At 59.1% G+C, this 19944-nt stretch carries 14 protein-coding genes; 4 read left to right on the top strand and 10 right to left on the bottom strand.

Features of this window, described 5'->3' with window-relative positions; translation table 11 throughout:
• Positions 1–37 precede the first annotated feature (37 nt).
• Positions 38–5935 carry a VCBS domain-containing protein gene (locus E1180_RS08720; protein WP_244314010.1) on the top strand — a complete coding sequence of 1966 codons (5898 nt, stop codon included), beginning with the start codon at positions 38–40 and terminating at the stop codon, positions 5933–5935.
• Between the two features lie 165 nt (positions 5936–6100).
• Here E1180_RS08720 and E1180_RS08715 read toward each other — a convergent pair whose 3' ends face one another.
• From E1180_RS08715 to E1180_RS08680, 8 genes are all read right to left on the bottom strand, one after another.
• Positions 6101–7321, bottom strand: coding sequence for a tyrosine-type recombinase/integrase (locus E1180_RS08715; protein WP_155190789.1), 1221 nt, complete (start codon positions 7319–7321; stop codon positions 6101–6103).
• A 449-nt stretch (positions 7322–7770) separates the two neighbouring features.
• Positions 7771–8562, bottom strand: a complete 792-nt coding sequence (locus tag E1180_RS08710) for a carbon-nitrogen hydrolase family protein (protein WP_155190788.1) — start codon at positions 8560–8562, stop codon at positions 7771–7773.
• Complete coding sequence (locus E1180_RS08705) at positions 8559–9362, bottom strand: ABC transporter permease (RefSeq protein WP_155190787.1); 804 nt, start codon at positions 9360–9362, stop codon at positions 8559–8561. The genes E1180_RS08710 and E1180_RS08705 overlap by 4 nt, the downstream gene beginning before the upstream one ends.
• Positions 9359–10219: an ABC transporter permease gene (locus tag E1180_RS08700; RefSeq protein ID WP_155190786.1), complete on the bottom strand. Its 861-nt coding sequence runs from the start codon at positions 10217–10219 to the stop codon at positions 9359–9361. The genes E1180_RS08705 and E1180_RS08700 overlap by 4 nt, the downstream gene beginning before the upstream one ends.
• Positions 10219–11262: an ABC transporter ATP-binding protein gene (locus E1180_RS08695; protein WP_155190785.1), complete on the bottom strand. Its 1044-nt coding sequence runs from the start codon at positions 11260–11262 to the stop codon at positions 10219–10221. The genes E1180_RS08700 and E1180_RS08695 overlap by 1 nt, the downstream gene beginning before the upstream one ends.
• A gap of 61 nt (positions 11263–11323) precedes the next feature.
• The gene (locus E1180_RS08690; RefSeq protein ID WP_155190784.1) at positions 11324–12412 is read right to left on the bottom strand and encodes an ABC transporter substrate-binding protein; all 1089 of its coding nucleotides are present in this window, start codon (positions 12410–12412) and stop codon (positions 11324–11326) included.
• 92 nt (positions 12413–12504) lie between these two features.
• On the bottom strand, positions 12505–13584 hold the full coding sequence (gene speB / locus E1180_RS08685) for an agmatinase (protein ID WP_155190783.1): 1080 nt from the start codon (positions 13582–13584) through the stop codon (positions 12505–12507).
• Positions 13550–14773, bottom strand: a complete 1224-nt coding sequence (locus E1180_RS08680; RefSeq protein ID WP_155190782.1) for an aminotransferase — start codon at positions 14771–14773, stop codon at positions 13550–13552. Before E1180_RS08680 ends, speB begins: the two co-directional genes overlap by 35 nt.
• A 126-nt stretch (positions 14774–14899) precedes the next feature.
• On the opposite strand from E1180_RS08680, the gene E1180_RS08675 reads away from it, so the two are divergent.
• Positions 14900–15799, top strand: coding sequence for a LysR family transcriptional regulator (locus E1180_RS08675; protein ID WP_155190781.1), 900 nt, complete (start codon positions 14900–14902; stop codon positions 15797–15799).
• A 52-nt stretch (positions 15800–15851) separates the two neighbouring features.
• Here E1180_RS08675 and E1180_RS08670 read toward each other — a convergent pair whose 3' ends face one another.
• Positions 15852–16409 carry a cytochrome b gene (locus tag E1180_RS08670; protein WP_244314009.1) on the bottom strand — a complete coding sequence of 186 codons (558 nt, stop codon included), beginning with the start codon at positions 16407–16409 and terminating at the stop codon, positions 15852–15854.
• Between the two features lie 151 nt (positions 16410–16560).
• On the bottom strand, positions 16561–17262 hold the full coding sequence (locus E1180_RS08665; RefSeq protein ID WP_155190780.1) for a Crp/Fnr family transcriptional regulator: 702 nt from the start codon (positions 17260–17262) through the stop codon (positions 16561–16563).
• 122 nt (positions 17263–17384) lie between these two features.
• Here E1180_RS08665 and E1180_RS08660 point away from each other — a divergent pair, with 122 nt between their 5' ends.
• Entirely contained in the window at positions 17385–17897 is a 513-nt protein-coding gene (locus E1180_RS08660) for a FecR family protein (protein ID WP_155190779.1), read from the top strand.
• Positions 17894–19750 (top strand): CHASE2 domain-containing protein, encoded by a 1857-nt coding sequence (locus tag E1180_RS08655; protein WP_155190778.1) that lies wholly within the window; start codon positions 17894–17896, stop codon positions 19748–19750. The genes E1180_RS08660 and E1180_RS08655 overlap by 4 nt, the downstream gene beginning before the upstream one ends.
• Positions 19751–19944 lie beyond the last annotated feature (194 nt).

The raw sequence follows: 19944 nt of genomic DNA, 5'->3' as shown, positions 1-19944 counted from the left end.
GGCGTTCTCCGTCAGTCAGCCGGTCGACGGGTTCTCGATGAACGCCGACGGCTCCTGGAGCTTCGATCCCACCGACGCGGCCTATCAGCATCTGGCGGCTGGTCAGACTCTGCCCCTGTCGATCCCGGTGACCGTCACCGACAGCGAAGGGGCAACCGCGGTCGCAGACCTGGTCATCACGGTGACGGGGACGAATGATGCGCCCACGGTCGATCCGGCATCGGTCGACACCGGGCAGGTGACCGAGGATGTCACACGGGCACCAATCACGGGAACGCTGCAGGGGCTGGACCCCGACACCGGCGACACCATCACCTGGGCGGTCGAAGGCAGCGCGAACTCTCCTTATGGCATGATAGGCATCCAGCCGGGCACCGGGATGTGGGTCTACCGGCTGGACGACAAAAGGAGCGCTGTGGATGCGCTTCACCAGGGCGAGACAGTGGTGGACCGCTTCACAGTGTCCGGCACGGACGCATCCGGGGCAAAGGTCACGCACGAGGTGGCGATCACCATCCATGGCACAAACGATGCGCCCGAGTTGATCGCGACGACGGCCTCCACCACCGAAGATGCCGCGACAGTCTCCGGCACGCTGCCCGGCACCGATGTCGACAGCGGTGATACGCTCATCTACGCCGTGGACGGCACGGCGCCGGCGGGCTTTGCGCTGAACACGGACGGGACGTGGACGTTCGATCCGTCGGACCCGACGTACCAGTCGCTTTCGGCAGGTGCCTCGCAGCCGGTGCAGATCCCGGTGGCGGTAACGGATACAACCGGCGCCAGCACGCGCTCGACGCTGACGATCACGGTCGCGGGCAGCAACGACGCACCGCAGGTCACCGGCGCGGTGGCGCTGCCGGGCGGGACAGAGGACCAGACGCAGGTGATCACCCCGGCGCAGTTGCTCGGTCGGGCGAGCGACATCGACACGGGCGACACACTGAGCGTTGCCGGCACGCCGACAGCCGATCACGGCACCTTCTCGGCGAATACGGACGGCACGTTCACCTTCCACCCGGCCCCCGACTACAACGGCCCCGTCGCGATCAGCTACGCGGTGACCGACGGCACAGCACCCGCCGTCCCCGCCAGCGCCACGCTGGCCCTCGCAGCCGTCGGCGATGCGGCGGTGATCACGGATACACTCATCCCGGACGTCACTGAGGATCGGAGCTACATCAATACCTACGGACAGCTTCAGGCCGATGGGCATCTGGACATAACTGATCCTGATCCCGGAGAGGCAAAGTTTGATCCCAACATTGGTCCACAGACCTATGCGGGAATGGGGTACGACACGCAGATGGGTGGTCACCTGCTGCTTCAGCAGAATGGGGACTTCATCTATTACATCGACAATCGGCTGGCCGCGATACAAGCACTAACCGGTGGTCAGACGACGACCGATCACGTCACCATCCGATCCGCTGATGGGACGACCCATCAGGTTGCGATCACCATAAACGGCACTGACGATGCTGCTCAGATCGGTGGTGTCACATCGCAAAGCGTCACCGAGGACTCGGGTGTCTCTGGTACAGGGAAACTGGAAACCCGCGGTGCTTTGACCATCACCGATCCAGATGCAGGACAAGCTGCGTTCACTGCACAAACTGCCGTCGCCGGGAGCAATGGTTACGGCAGCTTCAGCGTCGATGCTCAGGGCAACTGGACCTACTCCGCCGATAACAGTCAGGCGGCGATTCAGAACCTGGGGCCGGGTCAAACGCTGACCGATACGCTGCAGGTGACTAGTGTCGACGGCACCACCCATGACATTATGGTCACGATCAACGGGGCTATTGATGAGCCCAGCGTGGGGGCCATTGTCGGCACGGCGCAATCCGCGCCCGGCCATGCCTCGGCCTTTGTGGCAGCGCTGAACACTCAGAATTCAGCAACAATTCAAGGGTTGACCTTGCACGGGTTTGCAGCGGGTCAGGCTTTTGAGACATCTGCGGGCGAGCTGGTCGATTTGACATCTGCCACGGGTAGCGTCGGGGCTGGCAGAGCTGGTATTGGCGTCGATGCACCGGAACCTGCGGCCGCAACCGCGATCCATCAGACCTCGGCAAGCGTCAGCAATATTGACAGCCGCAAGGTCGACCCGACCGATCCGTCCGTTCAACAAGGCGAAACGATGGTGATCGAATTTGCCGGCGTTACACGCGACGCGTTGATCACGATGCAGTCCTTCGGTGGCCAAGGCGACCGGTTCACCTGGACAGCCTATGCCCCGAATGGCACGCCGCTGGATCACGGTGATCTCTCGGCGACTTCAACGACAAATCCATCGGGGTTTGTGGATCTGAAAGTTCAGACGGCTCAGCCCTTTGCCTATATCGCGCTCCACGCGGAGACGCCACCAACAGTTCCTGGGGGCAGCGGACCTTCCCAGTTCACTACGAATGTGAACGTGGAGTCGGTGCGTGCCGAACTGGTGCGCTTTACCACATCGCTGACTCTCCAAGGGGCGATTGGCGATACCGGCGATCCAGATGAATCTGTGTCCTGGCGAATCGAGGGATTGCAACAGGCCGAATTGTCCGCCGGCACCCGAAACGCCGATGGCTCATGGACCGTGACCCGTTCCGAAGCGGCGGGCCTTCAGGTGCTGCATTCCGATGTGCAACATCTGACGGTCACAGCGATTGCCACCGACGCAGGAACAGGAACGACGGCGCAGAGCGCAACAGTGCCAGTCACCGTTGATCCGGCGGGTGCCACCTATACCGTTATCACCGGCTCGCCCATCATTCGCACGGATGAGGATCGCGTTACCCCGGTGACCGGTGATCTGGACATCGACACCAGCCTTGGGACCGCACCGACCTTTGTATCGGGCGATACCGCGACGCAATACGGCCTGTTCCACATCGATGCCGACGGTCAATGGAGTTTCACTGTCGATACCGCCAAGGCGCAGGAACTGATTGGCCTCGGTGTGCGCGAACAGGTCACGGTTCGTACCACCAATGGCGCGACGCTCGACATGGACATCGAGGTCAAGGGTCAGAACGATCCTGGTGTCATGGTGGATCTGGCCGGGTCAAATGTCCGCGGTCCGGCAGCGGTTGTGGGTGGTCAATTGCAGATTAACGACATCGATGATCACCGCCCGAACAACATGTTCGTCCCGTCTGCTGGCGGACGACCGAGCAGTTCGTCCGATATCGTCGGGCAGTTTGGCACGCTTCACCTGGATGAAGACAGTGGGGTCTGGACCTATACGGTTGATCCGGCGCAGGCCGCGACCATACCTGCTGGAGAAATACGCTCCGAAGACTTCACAGCACTTGGTCTGCAACTGGGCGGCGGTGGACGACACAGCCTGACGCTGCGTGTGCAAGTGGATTCGTCGGGCTCGGCCCAGGTGCTTCAGTCTCTGACGGGTCAGGACAGCGGCGATGTGACCGAGGATCAGGCCGCTTCGGGCACGCAGGACCTCGTCGCAACGGGCGCTCTGAGCGGTGTGGTCGCAACCGATCCGCTACCGACAACGCCGATCGCGGGAACACATGGCACCTTGACCACCACGGCAGATGGACATTGGACCTACACCGCCGATAACACCGACGCGACGATCCAGGCGCTGAAAACCGGCGAGACCCTGACGGATGAGATCATGGTGTCCACATCCAGTGGGCAGGCCTACCGCGTGGCGATTACGATCCACGGGACGGATGACATCGCGCAGATCGGCGGTGCCGTCTCTGGCGCGGTCACCGAAGATGTCGGGCCGGGGCATCACACGTTCCCTGCCATGATCAGCACGTCGGGTGATCTCACAATCACGGACGCCGATTCAGGCGAGGCCGCGTTCACCGTTCAGACGGGTGTTGTCGGCACATACGGTACGTTCAGCGTCGATGCTGCAGGGCACTGGACCTACGAGGCCAACAATCAGCAGGGCGCAATCCAGCAGTTGACTGGCCGATCTACGCCCTTGACCGACACCTTCACCGTGACGTCGAAGGACGGAACGCAGCATGACGTGACGATCTCGATCCATGGCACCAATGACGCGCCGGTCGCGGTGTCCCAACAGGGCAATGTCACCGAAGGCGCAAGCAAGTCCGGCCACCTTTCCGTCTGGGACGTGGATGCGGGCGACACCCATCGGTTCACGACAACTGCGACCGTGCCGGGATTTGTTCTGAATACCGACGGCACTTACAGTTTCGATGCGAGCGGGACTGATTACCAGGGGCTGAAAGACGGGGAACTCAAACAAATCGACATTCCTGTCACCATCACGGACAAGGCTGGTGCATCCGATAGCTTCACCTTCCGTTGGACTGTGACCGGGACCAATGATGCACCGGTGGCCAAAGCTGCTGATCTGGGACAAACAGACCAAGGGGTAGACAAGACTTTCACGTCCGCAGAATTGTTGTCGCTTGTCCACGCGCAGGATGTCGATCATGACACCTTGACGATTTCCAGTGTGCAGATTGATCCCCAATTCGGAACCATATCTCACAATGCCGGATTGGACACCTGGACTTTCCATCCAGCGCAGGGTGTTCACCAAGACAACTTGCCAGTTCAAATCACTGTTTCAGACGGAACTGATACAACACGCGCGTCAGCGATTATCGATGTGGTGCAGACTTACACAGCGCCACATCTGGATGTCCTGGTCGATGTCGCGAGTGGCCAACACGTTTCCGGAGGTGCTAGTGCCGGCCACGGCGGTCAGCACGGTGGAGGTTACAACCAATACCTCGACCAGATGATGCAGCAATTGCAACGGGATCACGGCGGGCGGTCGGTGACCCATGTTCATGACGAAGTGAAGGGATCAGAACACAATGACAGGGTGTTCATCTTCGACGATATGAGGCATGAGCAAATCAATATGGAGAAGGGTCGCGACTTCTTCTACTTGCGCGGAACCACTCATGAGAAAATCGAAGGCAAGGAGGGCAGTGATACGCTGATCCTCGGAAGCTACGACAGCCATTCCTGGCATCGAATTCCAGAGATTAAGGATGTCGAAAACATCATGACCAATGATGGGGTCTGGGTGAGAGGAGGACCGCCTCACGGCTTCGATCCGCACTATTTCCAAGCGTCTCCACCGGCCAAATGGCACTATCCGATCGACATTGATCTTCAATCACATACACAAGGAGACACCGTCACCCGGGTGGAGATCACCAGTCTGCCGCGGGGCAGCCAACTGCTCGATTCCGGAGGGCAGGCGATCACACCGGATCAGCACGGCCATTATGTTTTCAATGTGCATGGTGGACATGTGCCGCAACTGACGCTTGTTTCAGACTCACAACTCGATCCCGCCCATGATGGAGTTGGTGCCACTGTCATCACAGACAACGTCGCTTCCGGAATGTCGACGACGACCACGATTGGTGCAGATGGATCACACCATCATGTGACGGCTCCTATCGTCATTCATGACGAACCGAGTGATGGCGATGCGGATCTCCTGTCGGTAGATGTCGTGCTCGTTGATCCTGTCGATGGGGCTGACAGCGCCTCAGCTCCGGACACAGCAGAGGCGCCGCCCTTACATGCCGACCCCGAACAAACAGACGGAAGGATCTCCGACAGCGACATGGAAAGACCGGGTGAAACAGACAAGGGTCCAGCCAATTCAGGTCGCGACCACCTTGCCGCCTATTTCGATGCAATTGGCCATGACCCTGACGCTGCCGGGCCCTCTTCTAAACAGGCTGAGCACCTGACGGTTTATCTGGAGGCGAGCGGCGCGGATCCGGATCAGACCGTGCATTCGCAAGACCCGCCCGATCCGGCAGTGCTCGCACTTGACGATCCGCATGCGCTCTCGGGGAACGACGCTCAGGATACGCCCGAGGATGATCCGGATGGCGGACAGATTGCAGATGTGCCGGATCCTGTTGTGCAGGATCCCAATGATGACACATCTCATTTCGGATCCTGACACCACAGGTTGGCGAGAGCCCTTCACTTTGGTTGGTAAAGCAGCCGGTCCGCAACGTGAGCCGTCTCAAGAACATTGAGGTTCCTCTAACCTGCAATTCTCAAATCCGCTTGCGCGAGACCTGCAAAGCAACGCGAAAGCCCGATTTCGCACATCGGCACGAATTTAGTCCTCACCTCCTTTCAACACCCAGGCTTCCCACGCCAGCATCATGTCCCGTCGCTGGTCCAAGAGATCCGTGCGATGATAGGCGGCCTCGGTCGCATTCTTGATCGTGTGGGCAAGGGCCCTTTCCGCCAGATCCTTTGGGTAGCCGTTCTCCGACGCCCAATCCCGAAAACTTGAACGAAATCCGTGTGCCGTCGCGACGCGGTCTGGCGTATCGCTGGCAACCTTGTGATCGCGCAGACACTTGGTCAGCGTCATGTCGCTGACCGGGGTGTTGTTGCGTGAAGGAAAGACCAGCTTCGTCATATCCGGCTCGACTTCCTCCAACAGGTTTTCGAAAAGCTCGATCAAGCAGGGTGATAGCGGCACGCGGTGCGCGACCTTTGCCTTCATGCGCTGGGCCGGCAAAGTCCAGATGCCCTTTTCCAAATCCAGCTCCGGCCATTCCATAAGCCTCACTTCACCGGAGCGGGCCGCCGTCAGAATCAGAATTTCCAGCATGAGCTTGGAACGTGTCTGGAGACCCTGGCGCAGGACATTCTGCACAAAGGCAGGCACATCCCGCCACGGGACAGCGGGTTGATTGGCAACCCGTTCACGCTTGCCAGGCTGCTTTGGCAGCAGCTGGCTGACGACACCAACGGGGCTCGCCATGATGTATCCATGTGCGGCGCACCAGTTCATCACGGCATCGCACCGCTGTTTGACACGTGAGGCCGTTTCCGGCTTTTCCAGCCAGATCGGTTTCAGGGCGCCAGCGAAATCCGCAGGAGACAAGTTGGACACCTGAATGCTGCCGATAGATGGAAAGACATATTGCTCCAGCGTGTTGATCCACTGGTTGGAATGTTTCTCATTTCGAAACCCGGCCTTCAGGTCCTCATGGACCTTGCCCGCCGCCTCGGCAAAGGTTGGCAGCAACATCTTGCGCTGCTCGGTTTCCAGAAGCCTCTGTCTTTCATTCAGCGGGTCCTTGCCGTTCTCCAACAGCCGCCGCGCCTGGATGCCTTTGTCTCGAGCTTCCTTCAGGGGGACGGCCGGATAGCTCCCAAGCCCCATATCCCGGCGCTTGCCGTTTTCAGGCGACACAAACCGGAAAACCCACTTTGCCTTGCCGACTGACTTTCCAGGAAAGAGATAGAGCCCCTTAACATTGCCATCCGAAATTGGCTTGTCGCCAGGCTTGATCTTCCGGACCTTGGCATCTGAGAGCATCATACAATCCACCAAAGCGTAATGGCCAATTCTCTGTAGACCATCATCTAGACCATCACAAAACTCGCTATTCACTGCCTCTTGATAATAGAGATTGATACGATTAGGGAGTGCAGAAAGTCAATTAGTTGTTTAAATATAATTCTATAATCACACTGCGTGAAATCGATTGATCGAGATTGAAGCTCATTGCTTGGCGGACTCTCTGTCCGCCATTTTCTTTTCTTTTTCAATCGCCGTTTTTTGAGCATCTTGCGCCGCCAGCCGAAGCGCATGCCTTCGCAGCGGTCAGATCGTGATTGCCTCACTATCCGCCGCTGCCCGAGACTGGTGCGAAGCGCGGAGAATTGGCTAGACCCTCATGAATAAAAACGGGATGACCTCGGTAGCTGCGAATGGCCACCGGTTTGCGGGCCCGGCCTCAACGGGAACATTACAGATGTGCCCGGCGGTCACGCACTCCGGTCAAAACACAGGCGGACTTCTTCCAGATAGGGGTTTTGCTGGCGGCAGGCCGCGTAGGCGCCCGGATCAAGCTCTGCGGCAAGCAGCGCCGGATCCGTTGCCGGGGCCTGGGCCAGACGCTGCCCATCCGGAGCTGCGATTGAAGATTGGCCCTGATAGCAAAACATTGCGTCCTTGCCGCAGTGGTTGGCGTAGGCAATGAACACCTGGTTTTCAAAGGCACGAACAGGGATCACGCTTTGGGCGATGAAAGCGCCGCCGTCACTTTTGGGAAGCGCGGTCGGGACGAGGACAGCATCAGCACCGCGCAAGGCCAGCCCGCGTACCCGTTCGGGAAATTCCACATCGAAACACACAAGAAGGCCAAAGGTCAGGCCGCCAAAGGTGAAGACCGGCGGAGACGCGGCACCGCGCTTGAAGAGCGTCTGTTCGTAATCGCCGTAAAGATGGATCTTGTCATAGGCAATCACCGTTCCGTCCGGCGCGGTGAAAAGCGCTGTGTTGTAGACTTGCCCCTCCCGTTTCAGCGCAAGCCCGCACACGATCCCGCACCCGGTTTGCGCCGACAGGGCCTTCAGCCAAGTCACGTCCGCGCCTGAAAGCTCTTGCGCGTTCTTGCTTATCAATGTCCCCGCGCCATAACCGCTGAGCGCCAGTTCGGGCAAGACGACAAGGCTGCAGCCCAGACTGGCGGCTTCGGTGACAGCCGAAGCTATCTCACTCCGGCGCCGGTCAAGATGTGTGACACCTGCATCCAGCTGGGCGGTGGCGATTTTCATGTTCCTTCGCCCCGGCTCCAGGCGCCCATCAGTTTCGGCAAATCCCCGAAGCGGGCAACCAGGCCGAACACCAGCACCGCCAGCAGAATAAACACCACGGATACGGCGGCCATAGTCGGTGTGTAGCCATAACGCAGCGCATTGAAGACCTTGATCGGGATCGTCTCCAAGGTGAAGCCAACGGTCATGTAGGCAACAATATATTCGTTCAGCGACAGCACGAACGCAAAGGCGAAGCCGGAGATGACATAAGGACGGATCAGCGGAAAAATGACGGTTTTCAAAAGCGTCTTATCGTCGGCTCCCATGGTCATGCCCGCCTCCAGAATGTCCCGGTCGATGGTGGCGAAGCCGAGCGTGATCGTGACCAAAGGCAGGCTGACAAAGAAGATCCCGTGGCTGATGATCACGGTCCAGGGCTGTCCGTAAAAGCCGGTTGTTGCCCAGAAACTGAGAGCGCCCAGCGCCGTGATGACCGGCGGCAGGATGAAAGGAGCAAAACCGATCATCTGCACGGCCCGGGCCCAGGGCGCGACGCGGCGCCACAAGAACCACGACAGGGGCAAGGCAATTGCCACGCTGATGGCCGACGCTGCCGCTGCCACCATCAGCGAATTCAACAAGGCAGACCGCCAGGCAGGATCCGTCACCACGCTCAAGTACCAGTCGGCGGACAAGCCCTGGGGGGGAAAGACCAGCGTCTTCTTTGCATTCAGCGCCACGCCTGCGATGACGATGACCGGCAGCATCATGAACAGGCCAATGACCGCGAAAAAGAGTTTGGCAGCGGGGTTTTTCATGGCGTTCCGATGCCCTTCTTCTCCGAGACCAGGATCGACAGCCCGACCAGAAACAGACTGGACAGGACAAGGAACACGGCCATGGCCGCGGCGAACGGCATGTTCGACTGATAGATCGCCTGATCGGTCACCAGAACGGACAGGGTCCAATGCTGCGGACGTCCGAGGATTTGCGGGAGCAGATAGGCCCCGAGCGCAAAGATGAAAACGATGATAAAGGTCGCCAAAAGGGTCTTGCGCATGATGGGCAGAACCACGTTCCAGAAGGCACGAAGCGGAGAGGATCCGAGCGTCCGGGCTGCCTCCATCAAGGAAGGGTCAAGCCGGGAAAAGGCCGGGTAGAGAACCAGAACCGTATAGGGAAACGCCTGATAGACCAGTCCGGTCATAACGGCGCCAAACCCGGGCGTCCAGGCCTCCGGTTTGTCCATGATGCTAAGGAAAACAAGAAAGTTGCTGAGGCCCGCGGTCCGGCTCAAGAGCGTTGACCAGGCAAAGCCGATAATGACTTCGGACAAGGACAATACAGCCAGAAGCGTGATTAGCCAGAGGACCTGATACCGGCGGCCGATCCGGGTCAACAGATAGGTGAACGGGACACCGATCAAAAGGCAGACAACCGAAACAATGGCTGCCAACGCCAGCGAAAACATCAGCACTTCGCCGAAGAACGGGGTCAGGAACCTTGCATAATTGTCTAACGTGAAAGCCGGTTCGTAAAACCCGCCCTGGACCCGCTTGAACACCGAAATCGCGACCATGATGCCGAAAGGCACGACAAAGAACAGTGCAAGCATGGCCGCAGGAAAGGCGATGGGCAGGTAATCGGCCGGTTTTTGCGGGGGATTGCGGCGCATCAAACGGCCTCCCGGCTGTCGAAGACCACACAAGCGTCCGCGGGGAGATCGATGGACACACGCGCCCCAACCTTCAGGCCGCCGTCGCGTTTTGGCGGGGCAAGCGCGATGATACGGTCAGCGCCTGCGTCGAGGTGAACCTCGACGGTTGCTCCCATTTCCCGAATGAAAACGACATCCGCCGGCAGCGGCCCCTCGCCCCCGCCTTTGATGACAACATCTTCCGGGCGGATCGAAATCAAGGCTTCGTTGCGCGGTCCAAGGCTCAGGCCGGGCACACGGCCGCCGGACAAGGCGGCACCGCTTTCAGCTTTCTGCACCCTTATGAGGTTTGCCTGTCCCAGGAAATCGGCAACGAACGGGCTCGCCGGTTTTTTGTAAGCTTCGATAGGCGCCGCCATCTGCTCGACCTTGCCATTGGACATGACGACAATCTTATCTGACATCGACATCGCCTCGCGCTGGTCATGGGTCACAACGATGGTCGTGATGCCAAGGCGTTGCTGAAGCTGGCGCAGCTCCACCTGCATCGCCTCGCGGAGTTTGGCGTCGAGCGCGGAAAGCGGCTCGTCCAGCAAAAACAGCTGCGGGGAGACGGCGAGCGCCCGGGCAATCGCAACACGCTGACGCTGTCCGCCGGACAGCTGTGCCGTCGAGCGGTTTTCGATGCCCGGCAGTTGCACCATGTCCAAGAGGTCACGGACCCTTGCCTCGCAGTCGGCCCGGCTGTTGCCTCTTATCTTCAGCGGATAAGCAATGTTTTCGCCGATGGTCAGGTGCGGGAATAGTGCGAGCGACTGAAACACCATGCCGAGATTGCGCTTGTGTGCCGGCATGTCGTTGATGCGCGCGCCCTGCAGGCTGATATCACCGGCGCTTGGATCTTCAAGCCCGGCAATCATGCGCAAAAGCGTGGTTTTCCCGCACCCCGACGGCCCCAGCAGACAGACGAACGCGCCGTCCTCGATTTCAAGGGAGATACCATCGACAGCGGTGACTGCGCCGTATCTTTTGGTGATGTCGACGAGTTGAAGACCGGACATGTGAGTTTCCTGAAAGTTTAAATGTCCGGGCCGCGACTGTTGCCCCGGCCCGGAAACAGCATCAACCGACGATCAGTTCGGTCCATTTCTGGTTCAGCCAGTCGGACTTGGTCGAATAGAGATCGTAGCGCGGTATCACCGGATCGATATCGGACGACACGGACGCAAATTCCGCATCGGTCATATCAAGCGTGTCGCGTTTCAGGGTCGGGGCCGTGCCAACCTTGAGCGACATCAGCTTCTGCATGGAGGGCTGGGTCATGAAGTTGATAAACTCATGCGCCTCGTCGCCCTTTTCAGAAGCCCGTGACAGCGCCCAGCACCCGGAATCCAGAATGCCGCCCTCTTTCGGGAAGGTCGAGCGGACCGGAAACCCATCGGCTGCGGCCAGCCCGGTCACGTCGTGATAATATTGCCCCATCGGGATTTCGCCGGATTTCAGAGCCTGTTCGAACTGGGCTTCATCCCGATACCACAAACGGACATTCGGCTTGAGTTCGGCAAGCTTTTCCATCACCTGCAAGATGCCCTCATCCGTATCGAGAACGTCTGTTCCGCCGAAGAAAGTCTTGGCCGTCACCTCCAGGAGGAAGGAGTTAGACACAAGCGCCAGAAGGCCCAGCTTGTCTTCATTGGCCGGGTCCCACATGAAGGCCCAGCTTTCGGGCGCTTCCGGATAGCTTTCCGTGTTGGAGACCAGTGTGATGTACCAGGCGACCGCCCCAACCCCGGCAACCTTGCCGTCCGGATAGCTGTTAATGAACTGCGGCAGGACCTTGTCCGCATCGGCGACCTTGGACAAGTCCAGCGGCGTCCACAGATTGGTCGATTGCCCCTTCAGCATGGCGACCTGGGACATCATGGACAGGTCGGCGGGTGCCTGTCCGGCGCGCGCGGCCTGCTCCAGCTGCACCAGCCAGGCTTCGCCGGTCGGCTCTGCAATGGACTCCACTGCAATGCCCGTGGCGCTGGTGAACTCCGGGAAGATGTGCTTGTCGAAGCTGTCCTTGAAGTAACCGCCATAAACGCCGACCTTGAGCGAACGGTCCTGTGCTCGCAAGACGGTCGGCATGGCCAAGGTTGAAGCGCCCGCCAGACCGGCGGCCAGGACGGAACGTCTCGATAGTCCGAATTTTACTGTATCTGTCATTTTCAATTCCCCTCATTGGCTGACCGACTGAGCGCCGGTCAGGAACAGGGCAAGCGGCTCATTCTGTGTGGAACTCGCTTGCCGTGTGAACTTCATGACTTCGTGGCCAGAGCCGGGCTGAACACCATTAGAGACAGGATCTCAAACAGCATCTGGGCCCCCGCATGCGCAGTGTTTGTTGTTGCGTCATATTGCGGCGCGACCTCAACGACATCGCCGCCAATCAGGTTGGTGCCCTTGAGGGCGCGCAGGATTTCCTGGGCCTCGCGCGTGGTCAGGCCGCCGATTTCCGGTGTTCCCGTTCCTGGCGCGAAGGCCGGGTCCAGGCTGTCGATATCGAACGACAGATAGACCGGCCCGTCTCCAACCTTTTCACGGGCGATCTCCGCGATCCTGGCGCAGCCGCGACCGGAAACCTCTTCTGCATGAATGACGGTCATCCCGGTTTCCCGGGAGAATTCCCAAAGATACTCGGATGACCCGCGGATCCCGATCTGGATTGTGCGCTCCGGATCGAGAACCCCTTCCAGGACGGCCTGCCGGAAAGGCCCGCCATGATGAAAGCGGCTGCCGTCGAAGGGGCCGGACGTGTCGCAATGGGCATCGATGTGGATCATGCCGACGGGGGCCTCGTGTCCGAGCGCCTTGAGGATCGGCAGCGAAATGGAGTGATCCCCGCCAACGGACAAGGGCACGACACCCGCTGCGGTCAGCTTCAGGATCGCGGCCTCGATGTCCTCGTGCGATTTGGCAAGATCGAACCGGCTTCTGAACGGAACATCGCCAATGTCGAAGGCCTTCAGGTCGAAGCCGGGCATGCATTCCAGCACGTGATTGAACGGTCCCACACGTTCTATGGCCCGGATGGCACGCGGACCGAACCGGCAGCCATTCCGGTTGGTGATCCCCAAATCCATCGGCATACCGACGAGCGCGACATCCACGCCGCTGAAATCCGGATCCTGCCAGTCCGTTGGCCGGTATGGGAGGTCCAGAAAGCTTGGAATACCGGCATAGGGTGCAACCCGGGTTCCGGCTGGATCAAAAAGCTTGTCCGCGACCGCCTTGAAGCCGGGGGTGTAGATGACGCTTTCGTTTTCGCCGGAAAACCTGGCGCGGATGGCGTCGAGTTTGTTCTTATCCAAAGCGGTTGCCCTTCCACGTGAGGTCATTTTCGAAAGCGTCCTTTGGAAAGGCCGACAGACGATTGGGAATGTGTCTCAGGCTGTCACACCCGACATTGGCAAATGCCATTCGCAGGTGCTGGTCCTGACCCGGTCCGAAATAAGTGCCCGGCAGCGCCAAGAGCCCGCATGTCCTTGCCAAGGCTTCGGCAACCACGGGCGCAGGAACACCGTCAAATGGGTGGCGCACATAGGCGAAATAGGCACCAATCTGATCGATCCGCCACTCCGGATGCGCTGCCAGGGCGGACCGGAACGTGGCGGCCCGCTTGAGGAGTTCGGCATTGGTTGCGCCCCGCCACTCCGCCAGATGTGCGATTGCCCAGGGCAGTGCGATCTGCGCTGCGCGGGCTGGGCAGATCTGAACGCAATCGAGAATTTTTCCGATCTCACGGACAGTTTGCGCGGACGCTGTCAGGGCACCGAGACGATGCCCTGGAATGGCATAGGCCTTGGAGAAACTGTAAAGGCCTATGACCGTGTCCCGCCAACGCTGGTCCTGATAAAGAGCGTGCGGCCGGGACGATGCGGGTCTGAAATCCCGGTACGTCTCGTCAATGATCAACCGGATCCCCTTGGCATGCGCGAGATCCAGAAACGCCGCGATGGTCTCCGGCGGATACACAGCGCCAGTCGGATTGTTCGGGGTGACCAGAACGATGGCCTTGACCTTGCTGTCAATCAGGCTTGCGGCCGCCGATACATCTGGCACGAACCCGGTCGATGCATCGAGCGGAAGGGTCCGTGTTTCAATGCCCAGCATGTCCATGGTCATTTTGTGATTGAAGTACCACGGCGCCGGCAAAAGAACCGCATCACCGGCCGCTGCAATTGCCATGATTGACACAAAGAAGGCTTGATTGCACCCCGCCGTTATCGCCACTTCATCAAACGCGATTGGCGCTTGGTACAGACGCGAACACTCTGCGGCGTAAGCGCCACGGACAGCCTCGTCTCCATAAATATCGCCGTAGCGGGAAGCCTCAGGAGACCGGGCAGCTTCTGCGATCTTTTCCAGGAATTCGGCAGGGGGCGGGTCGCCGGGCACCGCCTGGCTGAGATTAAGTGCGGGACCGTGGCGGCCGTCAAATCCGGACAGCCATTCAGCAGCCTCGGGTATCGGCGGCGTTGCCGTATCGATCAGGTTCGCATTCAAATTCACTGCGGGATCGCCCATCGCTTAACCTTGCCCCTCGCACATGAATTGTGCATGTGCAAAAAATGATCATAGCGCGGCTGAAAACTTGTAAAATAAGAACCTATCAATCATTACATTGAAAATAACAAATGTAATGGAGGTCGTATGCGCCCTTCCGGAAGTGACCTCAGGCTGTTGCAAGTCTTCGATGCGGTTGTGCGCCATGGAGGGTTCTCAGCAGCCGAAGGCGAACTCAACCTCAGTCAATCCACCATTTCCAACCATATGGCGGCGCTAGAGGATCGCCTGGGCGTCGTGCTGTGCCGGCGCGGACGCGGCGGTTTTCAACTGACAGAGGATGGCCGCGCCGTTCATGAGGCCGCCACCCGGCTTCATGGTGCACTGCATGACTTTTCCGCCGACGTTGGTGCGGTTCAGGGCAAGATCAGCGGTGAATTGCGCATCGGGATCCTTGATGCCGTTGCCGATGATGAAGCAACGCGCCTTCCGGAAGTGCTCGCTGAATTTCATGAAACAGCCGGTGATGTGAAGGTCCTCCTTGCACAAGAGGCCGCACAGGATCTGCAACAAAAAGTCCGCGATGGCACCTACCATTGCGGTATCGGTGTCGACATTTCGCCGGTCGACGGCCTGGATGCGTTTCCGCTGCACACGGAAACCCACAGCCTTTATTGCGGGCGGACCCATCCGCTTTTCAACCTGCCGGCAGACGATATCGGCCGCGCCGCTTTGCTGGAGCTGCCCTTTGTGAAGCGCGGCTACTGGTGCACGGAAAAGTCCCGGCAAAATGTCTTTCGCAATGTTGCAGCAACCGTTCTTCAGATCGAACCGCAACTGCTGCTGATCCGGTCCGGCCATTATGTCGGCTATCTACCCGATCACTATGCCGAACGTTGGTGCATCAAGGGCGAATTACGGCGGTTTGAATTGGCGGAATTCATGTATTCCGCACAATTCTATCTTTTTACCGCCAGAGACAATCGGAATTCTGGGGTGATCACGACACTGATCAACTCCGTTAAATCCGTCTGGCAAAAACCCTAAGACCCATACCATTGCCAAGCACATTCCTGGCAAAGCCAAATCGGGTGTGCCGTCAAAGGATGCGGTAGAGTGTTTCGTCCTTGCGCACCACGTGGTGCATGAGCACCGCGCCCAGATGCAGGGCCAGAAGGGTCAGCAGGATCCAGGCGCTCCATGTGTGAATGGCCGACAAGGTCCAGGCAATATCTGGCGTTTTCCCGATGGGGCTCCACACCTCGAACAAGCCAAACCATTTGAGCGGAAACCCGTGCGCGTTGGTCGCGAGAAAGCCGGACACCGGCATGATGATGAGCGCCAGGTAAAGCCCTCCATGAACAACGCTCGCCGCAAATTTTTCCGGCCGTGATCCGCTGTGCTGCGGCGGTTTTGTGAGCCAGCGGTTCCCGACCCGCAGCAGCATGAGCCACAGCACCATGAACCCGAAGCTTTCATGAAGCAGGTAGAACGCGGACACCACGTCCTTTTTCGCAAAACCGATCATCATACCCAGAGGCCAGGTTATCAGCACCAGGCACGCGACGGACCAGTGCAGCATGCGCGCTGCAGATCCGTAGCGTTGGAAAAAGGGAATTGAGTGTGTTTCAACGTCGAGTGCCCGCATATCCGCCATAATGTCACCTTTGCCATCCAGTTTGCATGCTTGACCGCTTGCCGATCCTGCGCATGCCTGTCCTGATCAAATCGATAAGACGATCTTTGCCCGTTTGCTTATGATGCACGGCACAGGCGATGCGCCCGTTACGTCCAGATGTGCCTGACCCTCAGTCGCTGTCCGCCAGGGCTTCGAGTGCGGCGCGGTCTTCAATGATGAGCCACCCGTCTTTTAGCGACACCAGCTCTGCTTTTTGCCACTTGCCCAAACACCGGTTTACGTTTTCACGGGTGTTGCCAATCATTGCCGCCAATTCCGACTGGGATTGTGAGAGCTTGGCCAGGGGCTTTTGCGGTGAAGCGGGAGGGACCTCTGTCAGCCTCAATAAAAGGCGGGCGAGACGAACCGGAAGTTCGAGGAAGGCAATCTCAAGCATCCGCTCATCGGACCGGCGCACCCGCTGGCACAAGAGCTCAATCAGCTGAATTGCAAAAGCCGGGTTGCGCTGAAGAACGCCAAGCAACTCCCGGCGCTCGAGAATCACAAGCGTGCAATTGGTCAGAGCCTTGACGGTCGCAGACCGCTCCCGTCCGTCCAGGACCGCGATTTCGCCGAAAACATCGCCTTTTCGCAACTCGTTCAAGGTGATTTCCCGGGCTGTTGGCGTGAGCACACTTACCCGGACGGACCCTTCCGCGATTGCGGCCATGCTCTGGCCTGGCGTTCCCATCGTGTAAATGGTTTCACCGGCCTTGTAGCGTTTCACAAACGCAAATTTGGCAAGCTCCTGCTTCTCTTGATCGTCGAGAGCATCAAAAATGAAACTCCTGCTCAACAAGGCCGCTTTATCGAGGTTGTCGGTGTCGTTCATGGCTGTATTCTCACTGTCAATTGATGGCGGCACGGCGAACCAAGCCTCAACTCTGTCGGATTCATATGACATCGGATACACTTAGCACCAATATCATGGCAATTTCTGCTTAGGATGAGCAAATGCGACCATATTCCGTTTTCCTGATTTTCAGCTTGCTTTTATCGACGCTGGCGGCCCCTTCCTTCGCGCAAACAGTGTCTGGATGCACCGAGCGCACCGTTACAGATCCTGACCGCACCGTTTACGAATGTGCCGGCGGCGTTGTTCTTGATGCTGAGGCTGCGGCACAGCTCGGATTGACAACGCCCTCAGGTCAACAGCGCCCGGACGGGGCCGAGCTTGAGTCCGATGCCGTTCTTATTGAGGTCGACCCCGGCAGCGGGCCCTTTCAAATCAGAACACCCCACGCCATCGCTGCCGTCCGCGGCACCACATATGTGGTTGATGTGACGGCGGACACGACGTCCGTTTTTGTCAGGGAAGGGGTGGTTGAAGTCACCAGGCTGGACGGTTCGGAACCTGTTCTGCTGGAGGCGGGCGACGGTGTGGACGTGACAGCGCAGGACCCGTTGATCGTCCGGCAATGGCCGCAAGACAGGGTCAACCGTTTGCTCAGCCGTTTCGGCCGATGAAACGGGCACTACCTGCCTGGGCGATTGCGTTGGCTCTGGTCTGCGGCGGGCTTTGGACATGGACCTTGGGCCAGAGGCAGATTACCGGAACCGCGAGCGTGCTTGACCGTTTCGAAACGGTCATGCTCGATCTGCGCATACACCTGAAAGGCCCACGCAAACCGCCGCCCCGCGTTGCCATTGTTGCGATTGACGATGCGTCCCTGGCCCGGCTTGGCGGTTTTCCGGTCAATCGGCGGGCACTGGCCGGGGTGATTGACGCCTTGCGCGAACAAGGCACGAAGGCCGTTGCCGTCGACATCCTGCTGGCTGGCACAACAACGGCTGCGGACGATCAGGCGCTGGCAGCAGCGCTTGCCAGCCTGCCGACCGTGATTGCTGCGGCCGGCCAGTTCGAGCGCACTCAGCAAGGATCGAAGCGCGTTCCCGATGCTGCGAACCTGATCCTGCCCCTCGGTCTCCTTTCAAATGCTGCGTCCGTAGGCCTTGTCAATGTGGCCAGCGATCACGGCGGGACCCCACGGCATATCCCGCTCCTTTTCAAAACGCCAGGCGGCCTTCAAACCGCATTTGCGCTTCAGGCAGCCGGGGCTCAGCTCGGTGCGATACCGGTCATTTCCGGCGAAGCTTTGGATGTGTCGGGGCGGTTTCAAAGGCTCGATCAGGGCTGGCACCTCCCGCTCAATTATTATGGACGCGCGGGCAGCATTCCGACCATCAGCGCGGCGGCCTTTCTCGATCCACATCATGAAAAACCGGATCTTTCCGGCACACTTGTCGTTCTGGGCGTGACGGCTGCGGCCGTTGGCGATCAGTTTTCGACGCCTTTCGATCCGATCCTTCCAGGGGTCGAAATCCATGCCACCGCCATTGCAAACCTTCTGGATGGTTCGGCGCTCGTGCGTGATCAGCAAGTCCGGGCAATCGACACGATTGCCGCTGCAAGCCTTGTTGTTCTGGGCGTCCTGGCCGTCAGCTTTCTTCCCTTTGCCCAGGCCACCATCGTTTTCGCGCTCGCTTGCATCGGCTGGCTGGCGGTCACGGCGTTTGCTCATTTTGAGGGCCTCTGGCTGAGCGGAACTGTGCCCCTTGCTGCCAGTGTTCCGGTGGTTTTGGGCCTTTCCGTCGTGCGCCAAGTCTTTGACCGGCACCAGTCACGCCAGCTCGTCAAGGCGCGTGCGGCCCTTAGCCGGTTCCATTCGCCAAAACTGGCTGCCCGGATTGCGGATGATCCGGATTTTCTGGCCACCCCGGAAGACCAGAAAGCCGCCATTCTGTTCATCGACCTGTCCGGCTACACCGGCTTCAGCGAAGCAACCGGCGCCCGCAAAGCCCGGGATGTGCTGAAGGAATTTCATACCATTGTGGTCGACGAAGCGGCCCGTCACGACGCGGTCGTTCTCGATTTCATGGGGGACGGCGCCATGCTCGGCTTTGGCATTGCGGCTCCGTCGAAGACCGACCCATTGCGGGCCTTGCAATGCGCTTTCAGTCTTGTTGGATCTGTGTCGGACTGGATTTCCGCCCGCGCTCTCGCCCCCGCGATCCGGGAGGTCAGGATTGGCGTGCATTACGGAGATGTTGTCGTTTCGCGGCTCGGACACCAGAACCAGCAACAAATTGCCGCGACCGGCGACTGCGTGAATGTTGCAAGCCGCCTTCTCGACGTTGCCAAGCAAAACCAGTCAGCCTTGGCGGCCAGCCAGGACCTGATCCGTGCGGCAGATGACACAAGCGCTTCTGGTGTGTCCGCCCCCCTGGTCAAGATTAGCGCTCTAAGGGGCCGGACCCAGCCCCTCGAAACCGGCCTTTGGACATCACAGGAATGCAAGTCGGCCAACACTGCTTCTTGACCGGCTGCTCGTCCACTCCACAATCGATTAATGCCCGCGTCCTGTTGCATTTCAACTGCAATCGGCGTACCTCACCGTCCTCATTTTCAACTGCCCCGCCACATCAGCGAAACGTAAAAAACCTGGACCTCCCTCCTGTTGGCCAAGGCATCGCCGTCCTTGATGTCAAGTTCTGACGGTTGCCCCTGACGTTT

The organism is Roseibium denhamense, from assembly GCF_009711415.1.
Lineage (GTDB): Bacteria > Pseudomonadota > Alphaproteobacteria > Rhizobiales > Stappiaceae > Roseibium > Roseibium denhamense.
This window is presented reverse-complemented; position numbering and strand designations above follow the sequence as displayed.

Coding starts and splice junctions, on each gene's coding strand:
- E1180_RS08665 (WP_155190780.1), bottom strand. CDS start 17,262: ATGAACGACACCGACAACCTCGATAAAGCGGCCTTGTTGAGCAGGAGT.
- E1180_RS08690 (WP_155190784.1), bottom strand. CDS start 12,412: ATGACAGATACAGTAAAATTCGGACTATCGAGACGTTCCGTCCTGGCC.
- E1180_RS08655 (WP_155190778.1), top strand. CDS start 17,894: ATGAAACGGGCACTACCTGCCTGGGCGATTGCGTTGGCTCTGGTCTGC.
- E1180_RS08660 (WP_155190779.1), top strand. CDS start 17,385: ATGCGACCATATTCCGTTTTCCTGATTTTCAGCTTGCTTTTATCGACG.
- speB (WP_155190783.1), bottom strand. CDS start 13,584: ATGACCTCACGTGGAAGGGCAACCGCTTTGGATAAGAACAAACTCGAC.
- E1180_RS08695 (WP_155190785.1), bottom strand. CDS start 11,262: ATGTCCGGTCTTCAACTCGTCGACATCACCAAAAGATACGGCGCAGTC.
- E1180_RS08680 (WP_155190782.1), bottom strand. CDS start 14,773: ATGGGCGATCCCGCAGTGAATTTGAATGCGAACCTGATCGATACGGCA.
- E1180_RS08715 (WP_155190789.1), bottom strand. CDS start 7,321: ATGATGCTCTCAGATGCCAAGGTCCGGAAGATCAAGCCTGGCGACAAG.
- E1180_RS08720 (WP_244314010.1), top strand. CDS start 38: ATGAACGCCGACGGCTCCTGGAGCTTCGATCCCACCGACGCGGCCTAT.
- E1180_RS08670 (WP_244314009.1), bottom strand. CDS start 16,409: ATGGCGGATATGCGGGCACTCGACGTTGAAACACACTCAATTCCCTTT.
- E1180_RS08710 (WP_155190788.1), bottom strand. CDS start 8,562: ATGAAAATCGCCACCGCCCAGCTGGATGCAGGTGTCACACATCTTGAC.
- E1180_RS08700 (WP_155190786.1), bottom strand. CDS start 10,219: ATGCGCCGCAATCCCCCGCAAAAACCGGCCGATTACCTGCCCATCGCC.
- E1180_RS08705 (WP_155190787.1), bottom strand. CDS start 9,362: ATGAAAAACCCCGCTGCCAAACTCTTTTTCGCGGTCATTGGCCTGTTC.
- E1180_RS08675 (WP_155190781.1), top strand. CDS start 14,900: ATGCGCCCTTCCGGAAGTGACCTCAGGCTGTTGCAAGTCTTCGATGCG.